Here is a 19,435-nt window from a genome sequence, read left to right as displayed (position 1 = left end):
AAAATAGATGACTATCAATATCGTTCTATCTATAGAATGTATAGATAAAATCAATCTATTTTATAGTGAAAACAACTATAGTTACGACCTATACAAATTATAGATAATTTAGAATTGATTAACGAATGATTTTTCAAATACTATAAATTTGTATAGCACTTCATGTTCTGTGAATGCTGCTATAACCAATATTATTGGTCAGCTTAGTTATAAACGAAGAAACTTATGATAGTATTCGACTATTAAAACTTTCTTCGATTACTTAATTTTTAGGAGGAATACATAATGACTGATCTCTATTCTCGTATTAACAAAGATGATGCTGTCGTGCTTTTAGTAGATCATCAAACTGGTCTTATGTCCGGACTAGTACGTGACTATGGTGTTGATGAATTTAAGAACAATGTTTTAGCTCTTGCTCACACTGCTAAGTTTTTTGATTTACCAGTTATTTTAACAACTAGCTTTGAAAACGGACCTAACGGACCTTTAATGCAAGAATTGGTTGATCTCTTTCCTCACGCACAAAAAATAGCTCGACCTGGACAAATTAACGCATGGGATAATGATGATTTTGTAAAAGCAATCGAAGAAACTGGAAAAAAACAACTTATCATCGCGGGCGTAGTTACGGACGTTTGTGTTGCTTTCCCGGCACTTTCCGCTATAAAAGCTGGATATGAAGTATTTGCTGTTACTGATGCTTCAGGAACTTTCAGCAAACAAGTTGCAGATGCTGCCAATACGCGTATGGCACATAGTGGTGTGCAACTTATGAACTGGTTTAGCGTAGCTTGCGAATTACAACGCGATTGGCGCAACGATGTCGAAGGTTTTGGCAATTTACTTGCTAGTAATCTTCCAGGTTATCAAAATATAATTGGAAGCTATATGGGAGCTCAACGAGATCTTAGTAAACAAAATGCATAAATGTATTCCACAGAAATAGCTTTAAATCACTTTTTTAAAGTAGATAGTATAAAATTAGTGCTGATTAAATCAGCACTAATTTTAAATTAAAAAGTATAGCAGAGCTTCAATTAACAGAAGATACATTACTTTCAACAAATAATTATAAACAATTAAAAAAGGAGCCTTTTATTATGAGTAATTTAGAATTGTTAAATCCGGAGAACAGTGCCTTAATTTTGATTGATTTTCAACCTCAAATGACTTTTGGAGTTGCAAGTATTGATAGACAAACATTGATTAATAACGTTATGCTGCTTGCTAAATCAGCAAAAACTTTTAACGTACCTACTATTCTTACTACAGTTGAGACACGTAGCTTTTCTGGTTATTTTTGGCCGCAAATTCTTGACATATTCCCAAACCATGAAATTATAGAACGCAGTTCAATGAACTCTTGGGAAGATCCAAAATTTGTTGAAGCAGTTAAAGCAACAGGTAGAAAGAAATTAATATTTGCAGCACTTTGGACTGAAGTTTGCCTTGCATTCCCTGTGCTTGAAGCAATTAAAGCTGGCTATGAGGTGTATGCAGTTGATGATGCTTCAGGTGGGACTAGTTTGACAGCACATAACGCTGCTATGCGTCGTGTAGAGCAAGCTGGTGCAATTCCAGTTACAGCAATTCAAGTTCTACTTGAATACCAACGTGACTGGGCACACAAAGACACTTATGATGCTGTAATGGAGATTGTAAAGGAACACACTGGTGCTTATGGTCAAGGTGTAGAATACGCATATACTATGGTGCATGGCGCGCTTCCAAGCAGGAAAATATGAAACACGAAGGAGTAGCTGTCGAAGAGGCTCATACAGAGAACACGATGGATGCTGTCGACCCAGTAACAACAATTGTTACATGGAAAATTCAACAAGGGAAAGAAAAACAGTTTGAAACATGGAGACATGAAATCGAAGCTGCCGCTACTAAATTCCCAGGACATTTAGGCGTAAACCTAATAGTCCCAAGCAACAAATCTAGAGAGTATACTGTTATTTTTCGCTTTGATACGTATGAGCATCTACGTGCTTGGCAAGAATCAGATGTTCGCCGGGATTTGTTAAAAACGGCCGAGCAATTTCAAGTTACTAATCCAACTTACAAAACTGAAAGCAGTTTGGCTTATTGGTTTGTTACTCCGAAAACGCCAGTTCCACCGCCAAAATGGAAAATGTCTATCGTTACCCTTCTGGGTGTATGGCCTCTTAGCATGTTAGTTCCTAAATTGATAGGACCTATTATAAAACATATGAATCCTATTATGTCCGCTTTTTTCGTTTCTGTATGTATAGTGTCCTTGCTATCATGGGTAGTTATGCCGATTTTCGGTAAATTATTTCATCCATGGTTACAAAATAATAGGAAGTAGACGAGGTGTGAATATGAATGTACCGGATATGATCTTATATAACGGAAAAATCACTACTCTTGATCCCTCTCAACCTGAGGCATCTGCTATCGCCATAACTGATGGTTTAATAACTGCAGTAGGTGGAGATGAGCTTCTTAATAGTGCCACAGAAAAAACAAAAAAAATAGACCTTAAAAGAAAAAGAGCTATTCCAGGCCTGAATGACTCTCATATACACGTTATTCGTGGCGGTCTTCATTATAATATGGAATTACGATGGGAAGGTGTGCCTTCAATTACCATTGCTCTCGAAATGCTCAAAGAGCAGGCAAGGCGTACTCCTGCTCCTCAGTGGGTAAGAGTAGTTGGAGGTTGGTCTGAATTTCAATTTAAAGAGAGACGGATGCCAACTTTGGAAGAGATTAATGCTGTTTCTGAAGACACACCTGTCTTTGTGCTACATCTTTACGATAGAGCACTTGTAAATCGTGCAGGGCTGCGTGCACTGGGATACACAAAAGATACCCCAGACCCTCCAGGTTGCTTAATTGAGCGGGATAAACGAGGGAATCCAACGGGCCTTTTAATTGCGAATCCTAACGCTTCTATTCTTTATTCAAGTTTGGGTAAAGCTCCCATACTTAATTTTGACGACCAGATTAACTCAACTCGCCATTTTATGCGCGAATTAAATAGATTAGGTATTACAAGTGCCATTGACGCAGGTGGCGGTTTCCAAAATTACCCTGACGACTACAGAGTTGTTGAACATTTAGCCGAGAAGGAACAATTAACTTTACGTATTGCTTATAATCTATTTACACAAAATCCTAATCATGAATATGAAGACTTTGCTTCATGGGCAAAAATTGTTTCTCCAGGTCAAGGAAATGATAAGTATAAAATGAATGGTGCTGGAGAAATGTTAGTATTCTCTGCAGCTGATTTTGAAAAATTTCAAATGCCACGGCCCGAACTAGCTACGATGATGGAAGCTGACTTAAAGAAAGTAATTTCTCTATTGGTGGAAAACCGTTGGCCATTCCGTTTACATGCAACTTATGACGAGTCAATCACACGTTTCTTAAATGTATTTGAGGAAGTCAACAAAGAAATTCCTTTTAATGGTCTACGATGGTGGTTTGACCATGCAGAAACAATCTCAGATCGTAGTATGGAACGTGTTAAGGCTTTAAATGGCGGTATTGCCATCCAAGACCGCATGGCTTTTCAAGGTGAATACTTTGTTGATTTATACGGAAAGGAAGCTGCAAAGCGTACTCCTCCGATTTATCGTATGTTAGACCTAGGTATACCTGTTGGCGCCGGTAGTGATGCAACTAGGGTTTCCAGCTATAACCCTTGGGTTGCTCTTTACTGGATGGTTGCCGGAAAAACCATTGGTGGGCTTTCCATATACGACGAAAAAAATAAACTTGATAGAAAAGTAGCCCTGGAATTATATTCAAAAGGAAGTGCGTGGTTCTCTGGTGATGAAGGTAAAAAGGGAACCCTTGCAGTAGGTCAGTTTGCTGATATTGCTGTATTGTCTGCTGACTACTTTACTGTGCCAGAAGAAGAAATTAAAGACCTTGAATCATTACTTACCATTATGGGCGGACAGGTTGTTTATGGAAATGATGAATTTAAAAATTTATCACCTGAATTGCCGCCAGCATCACCTGATTGGTCACCGACGGGAGTTTATGGTTATGGTGGTGCTAACCTAGCCCACACTATTCTTTCTCACGATTCCCATGATAACAAGTTACATAGTTGCAGTAACCCTCTCCATCAACATACTCATACCGTAATAGGAAAAGATGGAACTAAATGGGGTATTGGTTGTACTTGCTTTGCTTTCTAAGTCAAAACCACCGGTATAATGCCGGTGGTTTTCTTTATGCAATAAGAATACAGCAGTATATCCCTAATGGAATCTATTACTATGCGATAAGACCGAAGAGTTAATTGATTAAATTGACTTGTTTTTAACAGCCTTCTCTCCTTGCAAAGTCTGTCCTTTTCCCTTTTGAAGTGACTACACCACACATATACATCTACTTGCCCTTTGACTGTAATTTAGGTCTTATCCTAAGAATTATGTATCATTTTTAATTCTCACACTATAATCATTATTATTTCTATTATACTAATACTTTTTCAGGTTCATTTAACTTCTGCATAAAGATACGTGCTGCAAAACTTAAAAATTTATCATCAAAGTGAATAAGATTAATATCTTGCCTTGGTGTCGGATCAATAATACGAACTATGCTCAAGGTATCATTATTAACAAAGTCAACCAGCGAAAGAGGTATTATGGCAACCCCATGTCCATTATATACAAGGCTTAATAGAGAAATAGAAGATTTTGTTTCTATATTTGCTTCAGATAAAGATAACCCTAACCTCTCACAATATATTTTAATAGATTCACGACAACTACATGAAACCATTATTCTACTCAGTCCTACTAATTCTCGAAAAGAAACAAATGATGTTTCATTCAAAGGATGATTTTTTGGAATGACAAGGACAAGCTCTTCACTATACAAAAGGGTGCTTGTTAATGTGTCTGGAATTTGAGCACTACGCGTGATGCCTATATCAATATTTTTATCAACGATTTGATTTACAGCAACTTCGGATTCTATAATTTTTACAACGATGTTGGGATAATGTTGTTGAAACTTCATAATATAAGGTGTTAAATAAGTGAGATCCTCTAATAGACCTCCTATAGTAATCACACCTCTTTTTACACCCTTTAATTCAAAAATTTCATTATAAACGTCATCAAATTGTTGCATGATAAATTTTCCTTTATCAAATAGCAGCTTACCCGCTTCTGTCATTTTGATACCTCTTCCAACTCGATGAAACAAAGGTGTATCAAGTTCACCTTCTAACACACGGATTTGTTGACTTAAAGTCGGCTGTGAAATACCTAGAACTTCCGCAGCTTTAGTAAAACTATTATTATTACAAACTTGAATAAAGTACTCTAAATGACGTAATTCCATTCTTGATACCCACTCTCCGCTTTATGAAAGATTTATAATGAAAAGGACAATATGTATACGTTAACATAACAACTTTATTCCCCACTGTACTAATTGCAATTATATGATTTATTCATTTTGTATTATAATACATTTACTACTACTTATTAATTTTTCCTCCTATTTTTTTAATTTATATTTAATTAGGATATTGCTAAACAGAAATATCCCCTACAAACTTACAATTTCTGTGCGTAATATCCTAACTTTTTCAACTGTTTCATTATCACTTTCTCTCAATATAGTCCAAACTACCAAATATCTTCCGAATCCCCTCTTTATGCTGAGGAAAAATAGTATCCATCAATTCAATACCTTCTGAATTAATTGACGCCTACGTGACACGGCGGTCTTTAGGACATGATTTTCACCTCTTCTTTTCCAACCTATCCACTACATACGTGGTACTACTACTTACAAGTAATGTTTTGCTTTCAAGTTTTTGTATAGGCTAATCACCTTTACTGTATAGTAGCTTAAGCACTGCAAATTCAGTTGGATTAAATCCGTAACTTTTTATATCCTCTTCAATACACTTAGTGATTGGCTGTAATTCCTTTGATAATATAACAAATAACTTTAAAGATAAGCTTTCATCGTCAATCACGCTCATAATTACCAATCCTTTACAAGTTATCTTGAATTCGAGATTTATTATATTATCGTCAAAATATTATGTCAATCATTCATTTTAGCTTTATCAAGCCACTTATAATTTATTTCTCAACATAAGACATATGGAATTAGAAGAAAACAATTGTTACTATATAAGTATCTCAATTACGTTATTTCTTTTAAAGAGAGCTTGTTTTTAATCACAAGTTCTCTTTTGCAATATTCTAAATTGGACCCTAACAAATTTTAGAGTATATGATATAGTTTTTAAACAAAGATTAGAGCTCTCCTACAAGAAGGAGAGCTCTAATCTTTCATATAAATATTCACCATTTTTATCATTGCGGGGACATCAAAACTTTAACTTGATGGGGATATGATACTACCTCAATTCATACATAGTACTAACCATATATCTATCATATTTTTTATAAACAGGATTAATTAGATTTAAAAAAAGATTTCTTTTTCTTTACTCGTAATAAGTCACCTGTCCATCCTTTGACTCGCATATATAAATACATACCCCCTGTTGTGAAAATGATAAATAAGAGAGCGATTAAATAGCTATATTTCCATTCTAGTTCAGGCATATATTTAAAATTCATCCCCCACAATGCTCCTAAGGCCGTCAAAGGTGTACTTACAGCAGTTAATACAGTAAGAGCTTTCATAATCTCATTCCCACGATGTGAAGAAACCACTTCTTGTAAATGAATCATAGTATCTAATTCTTCTTGGTACTCTTTAACAAGTTGTAATCCACGCTCTAATTTTACGTGTGTTTGTTTATAACAAAGGGTGTTTGTTAAGTTTTCTAACCAAGCTTCTTTCAGGCCTTGTAACACTTCTTGTATTAAGCGAAACACATGTGTGTTCATAAATAATTCATGACGAATATGATAAATTCTTTCTAAAACTGCTATGTTATTATGATGATAAAAATCCCATAATACATTTCTAAAATTGTTTTCGAAATAGTCAACCTTTCGTAAGTAGTGAGATATAAAGATGGATAAGATAGCACATAATCCTTCAGCGGAACTATTACAATTTTTCACACTAAAAGAGGAATTATGTATTAATTTTTGAAAATCCTCTTCCTCTTTTTCCTGGACCGTTATCAGTATTCCATGAGCTACGAAATAATGAAGAAATTTTTGAATTTTGGCATCCTTTTTATCTTGATCATATAAAAACGAACCATATACACAAGTTTGACTTGGTGATAACGTATAAACATATAATCCATTCTCACAAGGAGAACTTATTTTCTTTACAAATTGAGAGAAATAAGATGTTACATCACGAGGGATTATAGAAGAAAGTTTTTCAAGTTCACTAGTTCTTACATGATACCAACTCCATTTCGGCATTTTTATGCATTCCATATTATTCTTCCTTTCTGAATAGTTTTATGTTTGATCGAATCATATCCGTAATATGTAATTTGTATGTAGGTATTCATGTCTTGGAGGAAAAGTTTTTAGAGCAACTAAATTACAAAATAAATGGTATAGGGGGTCTTATTCTGTTAAAAGGAAGACCCCCTATATATTAGCTATTTTTATTCTCAATTTTAAACATTTCCTCTATATAAGCCCTTTTTATCTTTTCTTATAAAGCATTTTTTATATGTGGAAAAGAAGCTACATAATTTGGCACGTCTATTCAACGAACTCCATTTCGGTCGTTATTATAATTTAGATTCATATACAGATTGATTGGTGATGTCGTCAAATACTTGACTTCCAATCATATAGTACCCATGAAGTGCAGCCTCTTTCGAAGCGTCTACCATACGGAAAGAAGAAATTTCACCTTGCATTTTTTCAATTCGTTTTTTGTGGAGATCTACTATTCCTCCTGTCCAAATAATAGTGTCATACTGGTCTAACATAAATTGTTCCTGTAATACACACATAACGTCTTGGAAGTGTGTATCCAACTCTTTTTGAATCAAAGTATCAATCTGACTTGCCTGAGGATTTTCTTCTCGACCTCCATATCCTTTTTCTAATATGTTTGGCATGTCGTTAATATGCAATTGATTACTTTCACCCGCATGATTCTGCACGATATTCTTAATATTTTTCAAAGGCTTGTTACATCCTAGTTCCGTCTCATAATGATTTAAAATGACATTCTGTTTCATATCTGTCATTTCTAATGTACGAAATCCACCATCAATAATTAAGATACGATCTCGTTCCTGAATGATTCCCTCTTTTAAGAAATAAGCATGTAAAGCGACCGGTTGCTGAAGAATCAAAGCATTTTCCACCGTAATATGAATAAATTTCCCATCAATTTGTACGGAAGTTTCTTTTTTTAGTGCACGTTGTAATTGCTCATGCTGACTACCAAAATAAGTGACAGGAAGCCCGGTAACAACTAAAGGTAACACGACATTTTCTTTATAATCCTTTGCAATGCAACCAAATATTTGTTGTTTAAACTGTTCGCTTTCATAATAATTTTCTATTTCTTCTTCAAATGGAGGAAGAAATGAAGCGTCAGATTGATGCGCTTCATTTCCCATGTAGTATGCAAAGTCTAAGTCTATAAAACTCACCTTTGTTAAATCTTCACTTTCATCATGATTAGGTACAGGGGCTAGTGTGGAAGCTTCACTCTTAACCGTCACCTCAGAATCTTCATCCTGTCGATATGCTCGCTTAGTAAAGCCGATTCCTACATCAATTGCATACAAAGATTTCATACTTTTTTCCTCACTTTCTATTTTTAGAATTAAATCTAAGCACTCTCTTCTTTCCCTTCTTTCACATATTTCTTTTCATTTTTCGTTTTTTCCCCGTCTATTTCCTTACTATTTTCATTTTTTTCGTAATCCTTTTCATCTTTTTTCTTTTTATTATTTTCGTTTTCTGTTAAATCTTTAATGGTAGAAATAACAACTGGTGTGGCTGTAAGCAGTTGTGGTAATGTTTGTTTTGCAACATTAGCTGCAGTTACAGAGAATTGTTTACTTGTCTCAGTTACCTTCTCTAATGTTTCCTTTATGTTTCCTTCTTGTAGTTTGTCTTTTACGTTTTTTCCTGTTGTTTGTATAGCTTTCCGATTTTCTTTTTTTAATAGGGAGACTATGACTCCGGTCGTAATCCCAATCACAGCATATTTAAATATTGTATGTTTCATTTTTCTCACCCTTCTCTACTTTTAATTTCTTCCATGCTACAACCTAAAATAATTACCTTACCTATTGCAATCTATTAGAGAGAATGATAGTTTTGCGGCTGCCTATCACTCGCCGTTAGTGTTTCATCTGTTACTAGGAGTAAAATTCTCCCTTGATCTAGTTTTTCTTCATATAAGTTAGCTTCCTCCTTCGACAACCCCATTTCTTCCATTTGATTTCGGAGCTCGTCCCCTTTTTTGGAGAAAAAGTTGATAATACTTGTGCCCAATCCTTGTTCTTTTACTCCAATCGTATTTGTGTTTGTATCATCCGCAATCTTTTTTGTTAGATGTTTTTCATGTGTTAAGACGTAAATGTCATCTTGGTGAATCCCTTGCATTTCTAGCTCTTTTACTTTCATAACTACTTCCTGTTCATTTTCATATTCATGAACCACCGGTTTTCTTTCATTCTTATGCATTGTATTTTTCCTCCTTTAGATTTTTTATTTAGTTGTTATGTTATATGTAATACACCTATTTTAAAGATGTTAAACCTAAATTTTCAAAAAATTTTATGTAATAGGTTATTAATGTTTTTGAATATCCAAGCAATGTCATGAGAACTTTGCTTGGATAAAAGTGTTACAAATAACGATTTGTTTGGAAGGCAAGTCCCTTATTTTATAGAAAATTTCTATTTGGAAAAAGTTACAAAAGGAGTACAAGATACTTTTTTCGTTAATTAAATCAAAATAAAAAAACAGGTTATTTGGCTATTCATTCCGTAAGCTTAATACTCAAGTTAATCTTTTTTCACACGGTTAAACTTTATTAAGAAAACTTTAAGGAATTCCCCTCTATATTTATAAGAATTTTTTTCTATACTGAATCATGTAAATGAACAAGAGGAGAAATGATTATGAAGAAATTTGTACTTTGCATACTAGGAATAGGCCTACCTATATACTTACTACCTTTCATATTACGAGGGGATTTTGATAGATTTAATCCGATTGCTGAAGAAAAAAATGTATACGCCATTGCGAAGGGGTATGGTGTTCCAGATTACCATCATAAAGGACGAGCTATGTACTCACTAAAAAGTTTTGATGAATCTGGGAGCAGGAACGAATATACAGTAGGAACTAGCACCCCTAATGATTTTATAAGAAAAACTTACTTGAGAATTCATGTAAAAGGTAAGTATGTTTACTCGTACGAGGCTATTTCTGAAAAGGATATTCCGGAGAAAATAAGGAAGCAATTAGAGGTAGAAATTAAATAAAAGAGCCCACTCGTATGAGTTGGCTCTCCCGTCTATCATTATTGTTTTAATAACCATTCTTCCATTACTTTCACTGTTTCATCTCGTTGTGCTTTTGATGTAATTAAGCTCGCATTATCACCCTTTTGCTCACCATACATACCAAAATGAGCATGGTTTCCGCCTTTTATCATGTGCATAGTTGTATTTTTTGACATGAACTTTTTATTGTTCTCTATTTTTTCTACAGTTGCTAACGCATCTACTTCCCCATAAATTGATAACATCGGAATCGATTTCGTAGAGAAATCATCTGCAGGATATGAACCTAAGAAAATAATCCCATCTACCTTATCTTCATGTTGAAAGGCATACTTAGAAATCATAGCTCCGCCCATTGAATGCCCTGCAACATACCATTTTTGAACTTCAGGATACTGTTCAATTACACTGTCTACTTCATTGATTCCAAGTATCGCTAGATTTAATGGTAACTTCGGCATTACTACAAAATGTCCATCTTTTGCAAGAGCTTCTCCTAAATAACTATAAGCCTCCGCTTCTACTTTAGCTCCTTGATAAAAAATAACTCCTATTTTCGCATCTTTCTCTCCAAAAACTATATGATCTTCGTCTTTTTTATCATCCACTAACGACATAGCCTCTTTCGTTGGTTTATAACTAAACTGAGACCAAACAAAAAAACTAATACTTCCTATAAGTAAAATACCTAGTAAAGAGTACAGAATAATTTTTATCCATTTCTTCACAAAGATGACCTCCCTAAGATGTATATATTCTATATTTTAGATTACCATTAATAAACATAAAAACTCGAGCATTTTTATTGTGCTCAAGTTTTCATTTACGTCTTTAATTCATACTATAAATTGTCCAAGATAAATATGTAGCAAATGTAGACCATAAAAAATATGGAATTAGCAACCATGTCGATACTTTAGATAATTTGGAAGAAACCGCTATGAGAAGCAACGTAGTAATAGCGACTAGTAAACAATCTACTGTTGCTAAAAATAAATTTTTTTGACTGAATTGAAAATAGCTAAACGCTTGATTGCATATGTAATTTAAAAGGAATACAAACCAAAATGTTTTTGGCTTACATCCATATTTGTTATAAATAATTGTAACTGATAATGCAATCAGTCCATATAATATAGCCCAAATCATTCCGATTGTCATGCCAGAAGGTGTCCAAGACGGCTTTTCTAGCGCATCGTACCACATACGATCAATAGGAAATAAAATACTAGAAACATAAAACAAACCATATGTTAGTAAAAATACTATGATACTAGATTTTTTCATAAACATTCTCCTTTTTCAATAGAAGGTTTTAGAAACTTTATATGATTAGTATGTCCTTGTAATGGATAAAATTCTAATATTTAAATTCCAAATACATATTGTTTAACCTATTTCATACGAATTCTTTCATACTTTTATATGCACAAAGCGCTCTCTCTCGTGCTGCCTTATGATCAACGACTGGCAAAGGATATGTATGACCAAGCTGTATATTTGTCTTTTGTAAAATATGCTCAGGTGCTTCCCACGGTTTATGTATATATTTATTAGGCATATCTTTTAATTCTGGTACCCATTTTCTTATATACTCTCCGTTTTTATCAAACTTTTCTCCTTGTGTGATCGGATTAAAAATACGAAAGTATGGTGATGCATCTGCTCCACTTCCAGCAACCCATTGCCACCCCATTGTATTATTTGCAATATCAGCATCTAATAGTGTATCCATAAACCATTTTGCTCCTTCTTGCCACGGAATTAACAAATGCTTTACAAGAAAAGAGGCTACAGCCATTCTTGTGCGATTATGCATAAAACCTGTTTGCCACAGTTCCCTCATTCCTGCATCAATAAACGGATAACCAGTGTCACCTTTCTGCCATACTCTTAATAACTCCTCTTCATTATTCCACGGAAAATGTTCAAAGCTCTTATTAAGAGGTTTATATGCTGTAAACGGATAATGATATAGCAAATAATAAGAAAACTCTCGCCAAATTAATTGACGTATAAAACTATTTACTTGTTTTTCAAAAAGACTACATTGGCTTTCGGTACTTTTATTTATTAAGTAATGATAGATTAGCTTGACTGATATTTGACCAAATGAAAGATAAGGTGCCAACATCGAATGAGCATTTTGATTTGGAAAATCTCTTCCTTCACTATAAGAGGCCAATTTGCTAGAGAAAAATTCCTTCCATGTTTTGTATGCCCCTTCTTCTGTAGGCTCCCATATTGATTCCATATGAGATGTCCACGGTATAGTCGGCAACAAGTGTAATTCTGAAACAGATAAGCTTACTGGTAAAGAGTTTCCTCCCTTTATACTCTGCACTTTACTAATAGGCTTATGTATTACCTGCTTTTGAAATGCATTGTAAAAAGGCGTAAACACCTTATATTCAGTGTTATCTTTCTTTTTAATAACCCAAGGCTCTAATAATAAATGTGAATTAAATTCCTTACAGATCATACCTTTATGTTCTAACATCATTTTCATTTTTTGATTAGATTGTAATCTGTCCGGATCATAACAAATATTCCAATATACAGCCGTTATACCTAACTGTTCTACGAGAGAAAGTATTTCTTCTTGCGTACTTCCTTTACGAATGATTAAAGTAGAGCCCAATGCCTCAAGTTGCTTCTTTACATCTATTATTGCATGGTGTAACCACCACTTTGACGCACTTCCCATTGAAAAAGTTTCATCATGTACATATACCGGAACAACCTCACCGGACTGAGCCGCTTCAAATAGAGCTGGGTTATCATATAAGCGAAAATCTTTTTGAAACATAACGATAATTTTATTTTGCATGGCTATCCTTTCTTACTCTTAAAACATAATAAAGTGAAACTTTAATCAACCCGATCCCCACCTAACTTCTTTGCTTCCGTTGATTTTTGAGGTGGGGGTAATGCGGGGTAAATTTTATTATACAACAGCAATTCATACATAAAAATTTATTTGTCCTTAATAAATTAATTCATGCATTCAGCTACTTTATTAGCAGAAACTTTAACCACCGTTTCTTTTCCACCTGTTTTATCAATCATGAAGCCATGAACTTTAACATCAGAAGGTACTAATGGATGATGACGAATCATATCTATGCTCTTCTCAATATTTTCACTAACATTTTCTTTTCCACTTAGCCATTCCTCAAGGCTACCATTTGAAAATTCAGGCATGCAATTTTCAAAGAGATAATCTAGTTCCTTGTTATTTTTTATGGAATCACGTTGGATTTGTAAATTAACTACATCTGTTTTTTTATCCTCTATTCCGACAACAAAAATTTCTTCCACATTTTCTTGATAAATAGCGATAATAATAGACCTCATTATATCTCCAAAAGGATGTACAATTACAGAATCGCAGCTGTGTATAGTCAACATATTTTCTCGTTGAATGTTAGTTACTTGTTGTATGATAGGCTCTATTCCGTGTTCCATGTCTGTTAACAATAAAACCTTTTTATTCTTTGCATTCATATATAGCACTCCTTCTTCATGATTGTATTTATAGAACTTTTAAACTAGTAACAATTGTTGAGTATTCATTACATAATTGTTACCAATTTTTCCAACGTCCCTCTGGATCAACACTGGCAAGTCTAACCCATCCATTTTGAACTTTTTCTCGAAATGTGAAATTATTATTTAGCAAACGTTCTATATATTTAGTAGGCGCTTGAATTACAATTAATAAACGAAGTGGTGAATGATACGTCTCACGATCTGATTGCATAACGGATTGCCAAGGTAAGCCTGGTAACAGGTCACTTGCATTTCCTTGCATAACACCAAGACCTGCCGTTACAGTTTGGGTTGCTTTGTTTCCACTACCATAATAATGAGGGGCTACAGTTGAAGCGTAATATTGTAAATTGATCCACTGAGCTACTGTTCCTGGTCCGGCTATGATGTTAGCTAATATATCGCCACTTTCATCCTGTTTCCAATCATAATTATGAAGGAAAGCCCTACCTTCTAGGTCACACTCCTGAGTCAATTCACGTTGCCCGATAATAAAAGATGCATTACGTGCTAATCCCCATTCCGGACGTATTTCACTCCAATCTTCTGCAAATCGGTGTGCCTCTTTACTCGGATTTTTTATTTTCGTTTTAAAATGAGGTAATTGCATTAAACGCTCTCTATTTGCATGTTGGCTCACATTTGGCATAATGGCCTCAATACAATCAAATGCTTCTTGCGCAGTTTCCGAAAGTTCTGGAACGTAAATCCACTCTAATTCATCCACTGTTGTTTTATGTTCAGCTGCTGCAAAAATGGTGTCATCGGGAATTTTAATACCTTCAGCAGACAACGCCTCTCTCACTTCTGGAAGATTACATAAAGTAGCGAAAACTCTTGCATTAAATCCTCCCGCTGCTCCGCCACACGCACCACACTCAAGCGCTGCAGCATAAGGATTGTTCGTACTTTGACTACTGTGGCCGCACATTACAACTAAAGGAGCGAAACCTTCTGTTAATCCCACCATTTTTAAAGTTTGACGCACATAGTTCACTTTTTCTTCTTTCGTAAAACCGATCGGTATCTCACAGTTTGTATCATGAACATGATTAAGCGAGAAAGTTGTATCAGGCTTTTGCAACATATTTTTACGAAGGTTACGAATGAAGCCACCTACTCTTCTTGGCACAAAACTCCTTGTCACCATTTGTAAACCAAGTAAAGGACCACTTACTTCAGGTAGCAACATACTTGTCAGTACGTTCTGTTTCATCGTTTTAAATGTATAACGTACCGAACTGCCTACCATCTTACGTTGTTCATAAGATTTACATTCATTTTCATCTGTTAGCTCTTTTATTTGATGTTTCGGTTTTAATATAACTGGCAAAGAAGGATGGCTGTCATTACTACCTAGTTCAGTAGTCGCAATTGGTAACCCAAAGAAACCAGCTATTCCAAACGTTTCGAACGGACCTAATTTTTCAAGGTGGCGACGAAACGGTTCTGAACGTACATCAATACAAAATGCTAATTGAGCTACTACACGCTTTTTATCATGAGTTGCACGTTGCTTAGAAGCAATCTTCTCCCTTAATTGCTCTGCATGCGTCTGTTCCCAAGCTTCTAGCCAAAGTTTCTTGCGAGTATTTTCATCAAAGCGATAAGCGAATGCCAATAATTCACTTTGTTCAGTTGCAGACATTTGTAACCATTTCTCTATTGAAATATCCCCCCAATAGATCCAAGAAGCTATAAGTGGGACGATCGAAACTTTTTTCTCAACCTTTTGATTTTTTAAAGGTAAATACGGTTTTACAATGGCTAGCTCCATAGAAAGTCGAACTGCTAAATATTCTATGAGAAGTTCCTGTTCCTCAATTGATTGTTGCGAGCGCCATCGTATCATTCCTGCCCATCCAGGCAAAGAAAGTAAGTGCCCTTCAAGGTAAGCTTGCATGTTAGATTCAGAAATTCCTAATTCAGATAATGCTTTTGTTAAAGCTATAAGGGCATCTTCTGGCCAATCTTTTAAAACTTTACGTTCAGTTTTACTGAGCGCTGGATCAAATGTAATAAGGTGTTGCCACGCACGATAAAAACCTTTCTCTCGATTTGGCATCGCCCAACTTGCCCCGGCGTCATCAAGATATAATTTACACCATTTAATAATATGATAATTAAGAATATCCGATAGGTTGTCACCATTTTGATTCTCTATAAGCGAGCTTATTGGTTGCATAGAAGAGTCTTTCATACTCCCTGTATTTACATAATTTATTTCTTCTGCCAATTTATTTAATTCTGGCGATGATAATAGACTAGAAGGTAATCTTTCTAACTTTAAAGCTTCTTGACAAAAACGCTCCGCTGTCTCTCGCGGCATATGAAAAGATTGTGAATCAAGCCAACGAGACAAGGCAATTTGTAAAAATGATTCCTCAATCTCACCTTTCGCCTTTGCCGAATGAATCATGGAAGCACTAGGATAAATATCCACATTACGAGCTTCTTTTAACCAATTTGCAACTTGTTCAAATGATTGCTTTTCCAGCCCCATCCAAGGGTGATGAGCTGCAAATGTAGAAATAGGCCAAAGTGGCGCAATCACTCGGCTAGCCGATACAACTAAATCATTTATATTATTTTCTTGTAGATCAATATTTTTATCTTTCTTTTTTAAAGTCTCTTTCCTTAATATTGACGGTATGCTCATCACGAATTACCTCCCTTTGATACATCATGTTTCAGATAGCTTGGATGACTTTCTACTGACTTTCGTCTCGCCTCACCTACTCGAACTGACCAAAGATAAAGTACAGCGGATAAAGTAGAAGATTGATTACGAGTAACGAAAGTACAAATAACACTACTAAATAGTAAGATACATATAACAAAGATAACGGCTGGAGCTGAAGGTTGAACACTTTGATACATGTCAGTGTGCAACCATTTATAAAGAGAATTATGAACGGTAAAGTAAATGAGAGAAAATCCAATCAAAACAATTAAGCCAGCAATTCGTCCCATTCTTCCCTCTCCAAAAACAACAAGCTGTTTCCAAGAAAAGTATAGTGACCAGCCTAAGATTAACGCACTAACTAATTGATACCCCTCTCCAGAAGTTATAAACCAGAAAGCAATTGCTATAAATAACCCTAAAACACGCCCGACTATCATCCATAAATTGGACATCTTTTTATTAGACTGCTTCACTACCTCAACACGTTGTACTGAGGAACCAGCTTGTAAAAACAGTGTGGCTTTAAATAAACCATGTAAAATTAAATGAATAACAGCTGCTAAATAAGCGCCTAATGCACATTGAATCAGCATAAATCCCATTTGTGCAATAGTAGATCCTACTAGCTGACGTTTATAATCAACTTGAACTAAACTAATTCCTGTTCCTATTAAGACAGAAATACTAGAGAAAATTAGTAAAATGATTTGTGCAATATCATCATGAAAAAGTGGCGAAAATCTAGTTAACATGATACCGCCAGCATTTACTAAACCCGCATGCATAATAGCAGAAACAGGAGTTGTAGCAACAGCTGATTCAATTAACCATCTTTGAAAAGGCCATTGTGCTGCTGGAATCATCACAGCTACTATAATCAATAAGTTAATTCCTGTTTTCTCCAATGTTCCAAATTGGGCTACATTTTCATTCGTTAAAACTGATGTTAACTGCCACTGTCCAGTTATTTGAAACAGCCAAATGATAGCTAATAGTAAGGCAATCCAACTTATTGTAAATAAATAGCCTGAGATTTTTGTTGCTTCACTAACTACTTTCCACCCTTTATTTAGCCCGATGAGTAGAACCAATCCTATAAGTGTTGCACCCCAACACATAATCATGAAGCGAAGATCGTCACTTAACCATGCAACTGAAGATACACCTGTAGTAAATGTAAAAAGTGCAAAGTATTTTCGATATGAGCGATCTCCCATTAAGTAACGTACAGAAAATCGCTGAATGATTAAACCAATTGTAAGAACGAAGAAAGCCATTAACCAAGCTAAAGTATCTAGATGCCAAGGCCCCACAACTCTATCTCCATTGTTATTAACAAGTTCAAGTAAAGAAACCAATGAAGGCAAAGCAGCGATACCAATATGGATATGAACAAAACGTAAAGGCATCCTTGCATGTAAAAACAATAATCCACTTAGCCAAGAAGCACTAAGCGCGATAAAAAATAATGTTAACAGTGTTGATGAACTTAGCGAAATTAACATGTAAAATACTCCCTTCCAAACGAAAATAACCTATAAAAATTCCTTTTCATTACGATAGTTTTTTAATTTCAATTTTTATTCACTCTTTTTCGTACATCGTTTTTTCCATAAAAAAAACCGACAACTTCCATAATTCAATGATTTTATATCATCATTGAATTATGGAGATTGTCGGTTTCACTTCAACTAACTTCAATAAAGTTTTTTGAAGAGCTCCCATTTTATAGAGGATAATAATGTATGTATTAATCCTATTAAAAATAACAGTATATCTCTGATCTCCTAGATTATGCAATCAATATATCAATTTATGTTATGCGCTATCCTTCAATTAAGAAACTTTTTCATTTAGTCAATATTACATATTAAAAAAATGCTAAAGCCTTAATTATAGCAAACAGTTAAAATAAGCATCTATTAATTTTTAAAACAATTATAAGATAAACCATATTAAGTAGTTTGTCAATTTATTTATCCGTTTTCCGAATCAAAATTCATTATACATAAATAATTTCAAGTTTTCTTGTTTTCTAATCATTACCTTGTTAATAAGATAAAATAAAGTACACAACTTGTAGATTTCTTAATTACCTCACTGCATTTTTAGTGTATCTTCCACTACCCCTACAGTGGTTTTAATTTTTAAAATTTCTCCTCAAGATTATGAAACAATTTAAAAATCATTACTCGTTCACCAGTACGTGAGCTTATATCCGTATGAAAACTTTTCACTTCTTCTCCAGTTAATTCTAATATAATCTCTTTCAAATCGTCAATTCCAGATTCAACTAGCTCCGAACGATTTTTCTTTATCGTTAGCATACCGTCTTTCGTTTCACAAACAGTATATTCAGCCGGTGTTAAAATACCTTGTAAATTTACGATAATCATATCCCGTAATATATCTGTCTTAACGGATATAGACCCGCGTCCTAGGTAGTCCTTTTCCCAGTGCGTAATTGCTTTACTTATCTCTGACTCAATAGAGCCTTTTGAGTTTTTCATTTATGTATCCTCCTTCAATAAAATAAATTTACAATAACAATATAATAATCTGGATTGATTTTATTTTCAATTATTGAGAAAGATTTATTGGGATTGTTGCAAGGTATCCTTTAGTATTAAAACACATTTTTATATTGCGATATACGTTTTTTAATTATCCCCCAACAAAATACTCTTACTATAAAGACTCTGTTGAAAAGGACATTGCGGAGAAAATAAGAAAGCTCTTATAACGTAATA

18 protein-coding genes and 1 pseudogene are annotated in these 19,435 nt (G+C 34.5%); 6 read left to right on the top strand and 13 right to left on the bottom strand.

Going from position 1 to position 19,435, the window contains the following annotated elements; genetic code table 11:
- Positions 1-285 precede the first annotated feature (285 nt).
- From ycaC to AC0L0O_RS08730, 4 genes are all read left to right on the top strand, one after another.
- Positions 286-930, top strand: coding sequence for an isochorismate family cysteine hydrolase YcaC (gene ycaC / locus AC0L0O_RS08745; RefSeq protein ID WP_000131221.1), 645 nt, complete (start codon positions 286-288; stop codon positions 928-930).
- Between the two features lie 173 nt (positions 931-1,103).
- Positions 1,104-1,748 carry a hydrolase gene (locus AC0L0O_RS08740; RefSeq protein WP_000067162.1) on the top strand — a complete coding sequence of 215 codons (645 nt, stop codon included), beginning with the start codon at positions 1,104-1,106 and terminating at the stop codon, positions 1,746-1,748.
- A complete protein-coding gene (locus AC0L0O_RS08735; RefSeq protein WP_000679904.1) occupies positions 1,745-2,338 on the top strand; it encodes an antibiotic biosynthesis monooxygenase in 594 nt (197 codons plus the stop codon). Before AC0L0O_RS08740 ends, AC0L0O_RS08735 begins: the two co-directional genes overlap by 4 nt.
- A 13-nt stretch (positions 2,339-2,351) precedes the next feature.
- Positions 2,352-4,187: an amidohydrolase gene (locus tag AC0L0O_RS08730; RefSeq protein ID WP_473785727.1), complete on the top strand. Its 1,836-nt coding sequence runs from the start codon at positions 2,352-2,354 to the stop codon at positions 4,185-4,187.
- Positions 4,188-4,467: 280 nt separating this feature from the next.
- Here the strand turns inward: AC0L0O_RS08730 and AC0L0O_RS08725 are convergent, their stop codons facing one another.
- The 6 genes and pseudogenes from AC0L0O_RS08725 to AC0L0O_RS08700 all read right to left on the bottom strand — a co-directional run bounded on the left by AC0L0O_RS08725 (position 4,468) and on the right by AC0L0O_RS08700 (position 9,620).
- A complete protein-coding gene (locus tag AC0L0O_RS08725; protein ID WP_000423197.1) occupies positions 4,468-5,346 on the bottom strand; it encodes a LysR family transcriptional regulator in 879 nt (292 codons plus the stop codon).
- Between the two features lie 218 nt (positions 5,347-5,564).
- Positions 5,565-5,998, bottom strand: a pseudogene (locus AC0L0O_RS08720) (MarR family winged helix-turn-helix transcriptional regulator).
- Positions 5,999-6,440: 442 nt separating this feature from the next.
- A complete protein-coding gene (locus AC0L0O_RS08715; protein ID WP_000388903.1) occupies positions 6,441-7,391 on the bottom strand; it encodes a magnesium transporter CorA family protein in 951 nt (316 codons plus the stop codon).
- Between the two features lie 305 nt (positions 7,392-7,696).
- Positions 7,697-8,722 carry a ParM/StbA family protein gene (locus AC0L0O_RS08710; RefSeq protein WP_131371028.1) on the bottom strand — a complete coding sequence of 342 codons (1,026 nt, stop codon included), beginning with the start codon at positions 8,720-8,722 and terminating at the stop codon, positions 7,697-7,699.
- Between the two features lie 35 nt (positions 8,723-8,757).
- Positions 8,758-9,159 (bottom strand): hypothetical protein, encoded by a 402-nt coding sequence (locus AC0L0O_RS08705; RefSeq protein WP_000683223.1) that lies wholly within the window; start codon positions 9,157-9,159, stop codon positions 8,758-8,760.
- A 74-nt stretch (positions 9,160-9,233) separates the two neighbouring features.
- Complete coding sequence (locus tag AC0L0O_RS08700; protein ID WP_000549433.1) at positions 9,234-9,620, bottom strand: YflT domain-containing protein; 387 nt, start codon at positions 9,618-9,620, stop codon at positions 9,234-9,236.
- A gap of 150 nt (positions 9,621-9,770) precedes the next feature.
- Here AC0L0O_RS08700 and AC0L0O_RS08695 point away from each other — a divergent pair, with 150 nt between their 5' ends.
- Together AC0L0O_RS08695 and AC0L0O_RS08690 are read left to right on the top strand one after the other, a co-directional pair.
- Entirely contained in the window at positions 9,771-9,887 is a 117-nt protein-coding gene (locus AC0L0O_RS08695; protein ID WP_001982460.1) for a hypothetical protein, read from the top strand.
- 173 nt (positions 9,888-10,060) lie between these two features.
- On the top strand, positions 10,061-10,426 hold the full coding sequence (locus AC0L0O_RS08690) for a YxeA family protein (protein ID WP_000714946.1): 366 nt from the start codon (positions 10,061-10,063) through the stop codon (positions 10,424-10,426).
- A 38-nt stretch (positions 10,427-10,464) separates the two neighbouring features.
- Here the strand turns inward: AC0L0O_RS08690 and AC0L0O_RS08685 are convergent, their stop codons facing one another.
- From AC0L0O_RS08685 to AC0L0O_RS08655, 7 genes are all read right to left on the bottom strand, one after another.
- Positions 10,465-11,175, bottom strand: a complete 711-nt coding sequence (locus tag AC0L0O_RS08685; protein ID WP_000758803.1) for an alpha/beta hydrolase — start codon at positions 11,173-11,175, stop codon at positions 10,465-10,467.
- A 103-nt stretch (positions 11,176-11,278) separates the two neighbouring features.
- Positions 11,279-11,734: a TspO/MBR family protein gene (locus AC0L0O_RS08680; protein ID WP_000749731.1), complete on the bottom strand. Its 456-nt coding sequence runs from the start codon at positions 11,732-11,734 to the stop codon at positions 11,279-11,281.
- 112 nt (positions 11,735-11,846) lie between these two features.
- Positions 11,847-13,277, bottom strand: a complete 1,431-nt coding sequence (locus AC0L0O_RS08675; protein ID WP_075395736.1) for a cryptochrome/photolyase family protein — start codon at positions 13,275-13,277, stop codon at positions 11,847-11,849.
- A 164-nt stretch (positions 13,278-13,441) separates the two neighbouring features.
- Positions 13,442-13,954 (bottom strand): carbonic anhydrase, encoded by a 513-nt coding sequence (locus tag AC0L0O_RS08670; RefSeq protein ID WP_000992256.1) that lies wholly within the window; start codon positions 13,952-13,954, stop codon positions 13,442-13,444.
- Positions 13,955-14,033: 79 nt separating this feature from the next.
- Entirely contained in the window at positions 14,034-16,658 is a 2,625-nt protein-coding gene (locus AC0L0O_RS08665; protein WP_000026985.1) for a DUF2309 domain-containing protein, read from the bottom strand.
- Positions 16,658-18,190, bottom strand: a complete 1,533-nt coding sequence (locus tag AC0L0O_RS08660; protein ID WP_473785726.1) for an NADH dehydrogenase subunit 5 — start codon at positions 18,188-18,190, stop codon at positions 16,658-16,660. The genes AC0L0O_RS08665 and AC0L0O_RS08660 overlap by 1 nt, the downstream gene beginning before the upstream one ends.
- 642 nt (positions 18,191-18,832) lie before the next feature.
- On the bottom strand, positions 18,833-19,195 hold the full coding sequence (locus tag AC0L0O_RS08655; protein WP_000798157.1) for a Na-translocating system protein MpsC family protein: 363 nt from the start codon (positions 19,193-19,195) through the stop codon (positions 18,833-18,835).
- Positions 19,196-19,435 lie beyond the last annotated feature (240 nt).

The sequence above is a fragment of the Bacillus sp. GS3m_15504 genome (assembly GCF_055825275.1).
This window is presented reverse-complemented; position numbering and strand designations above follow the sequence as displayed.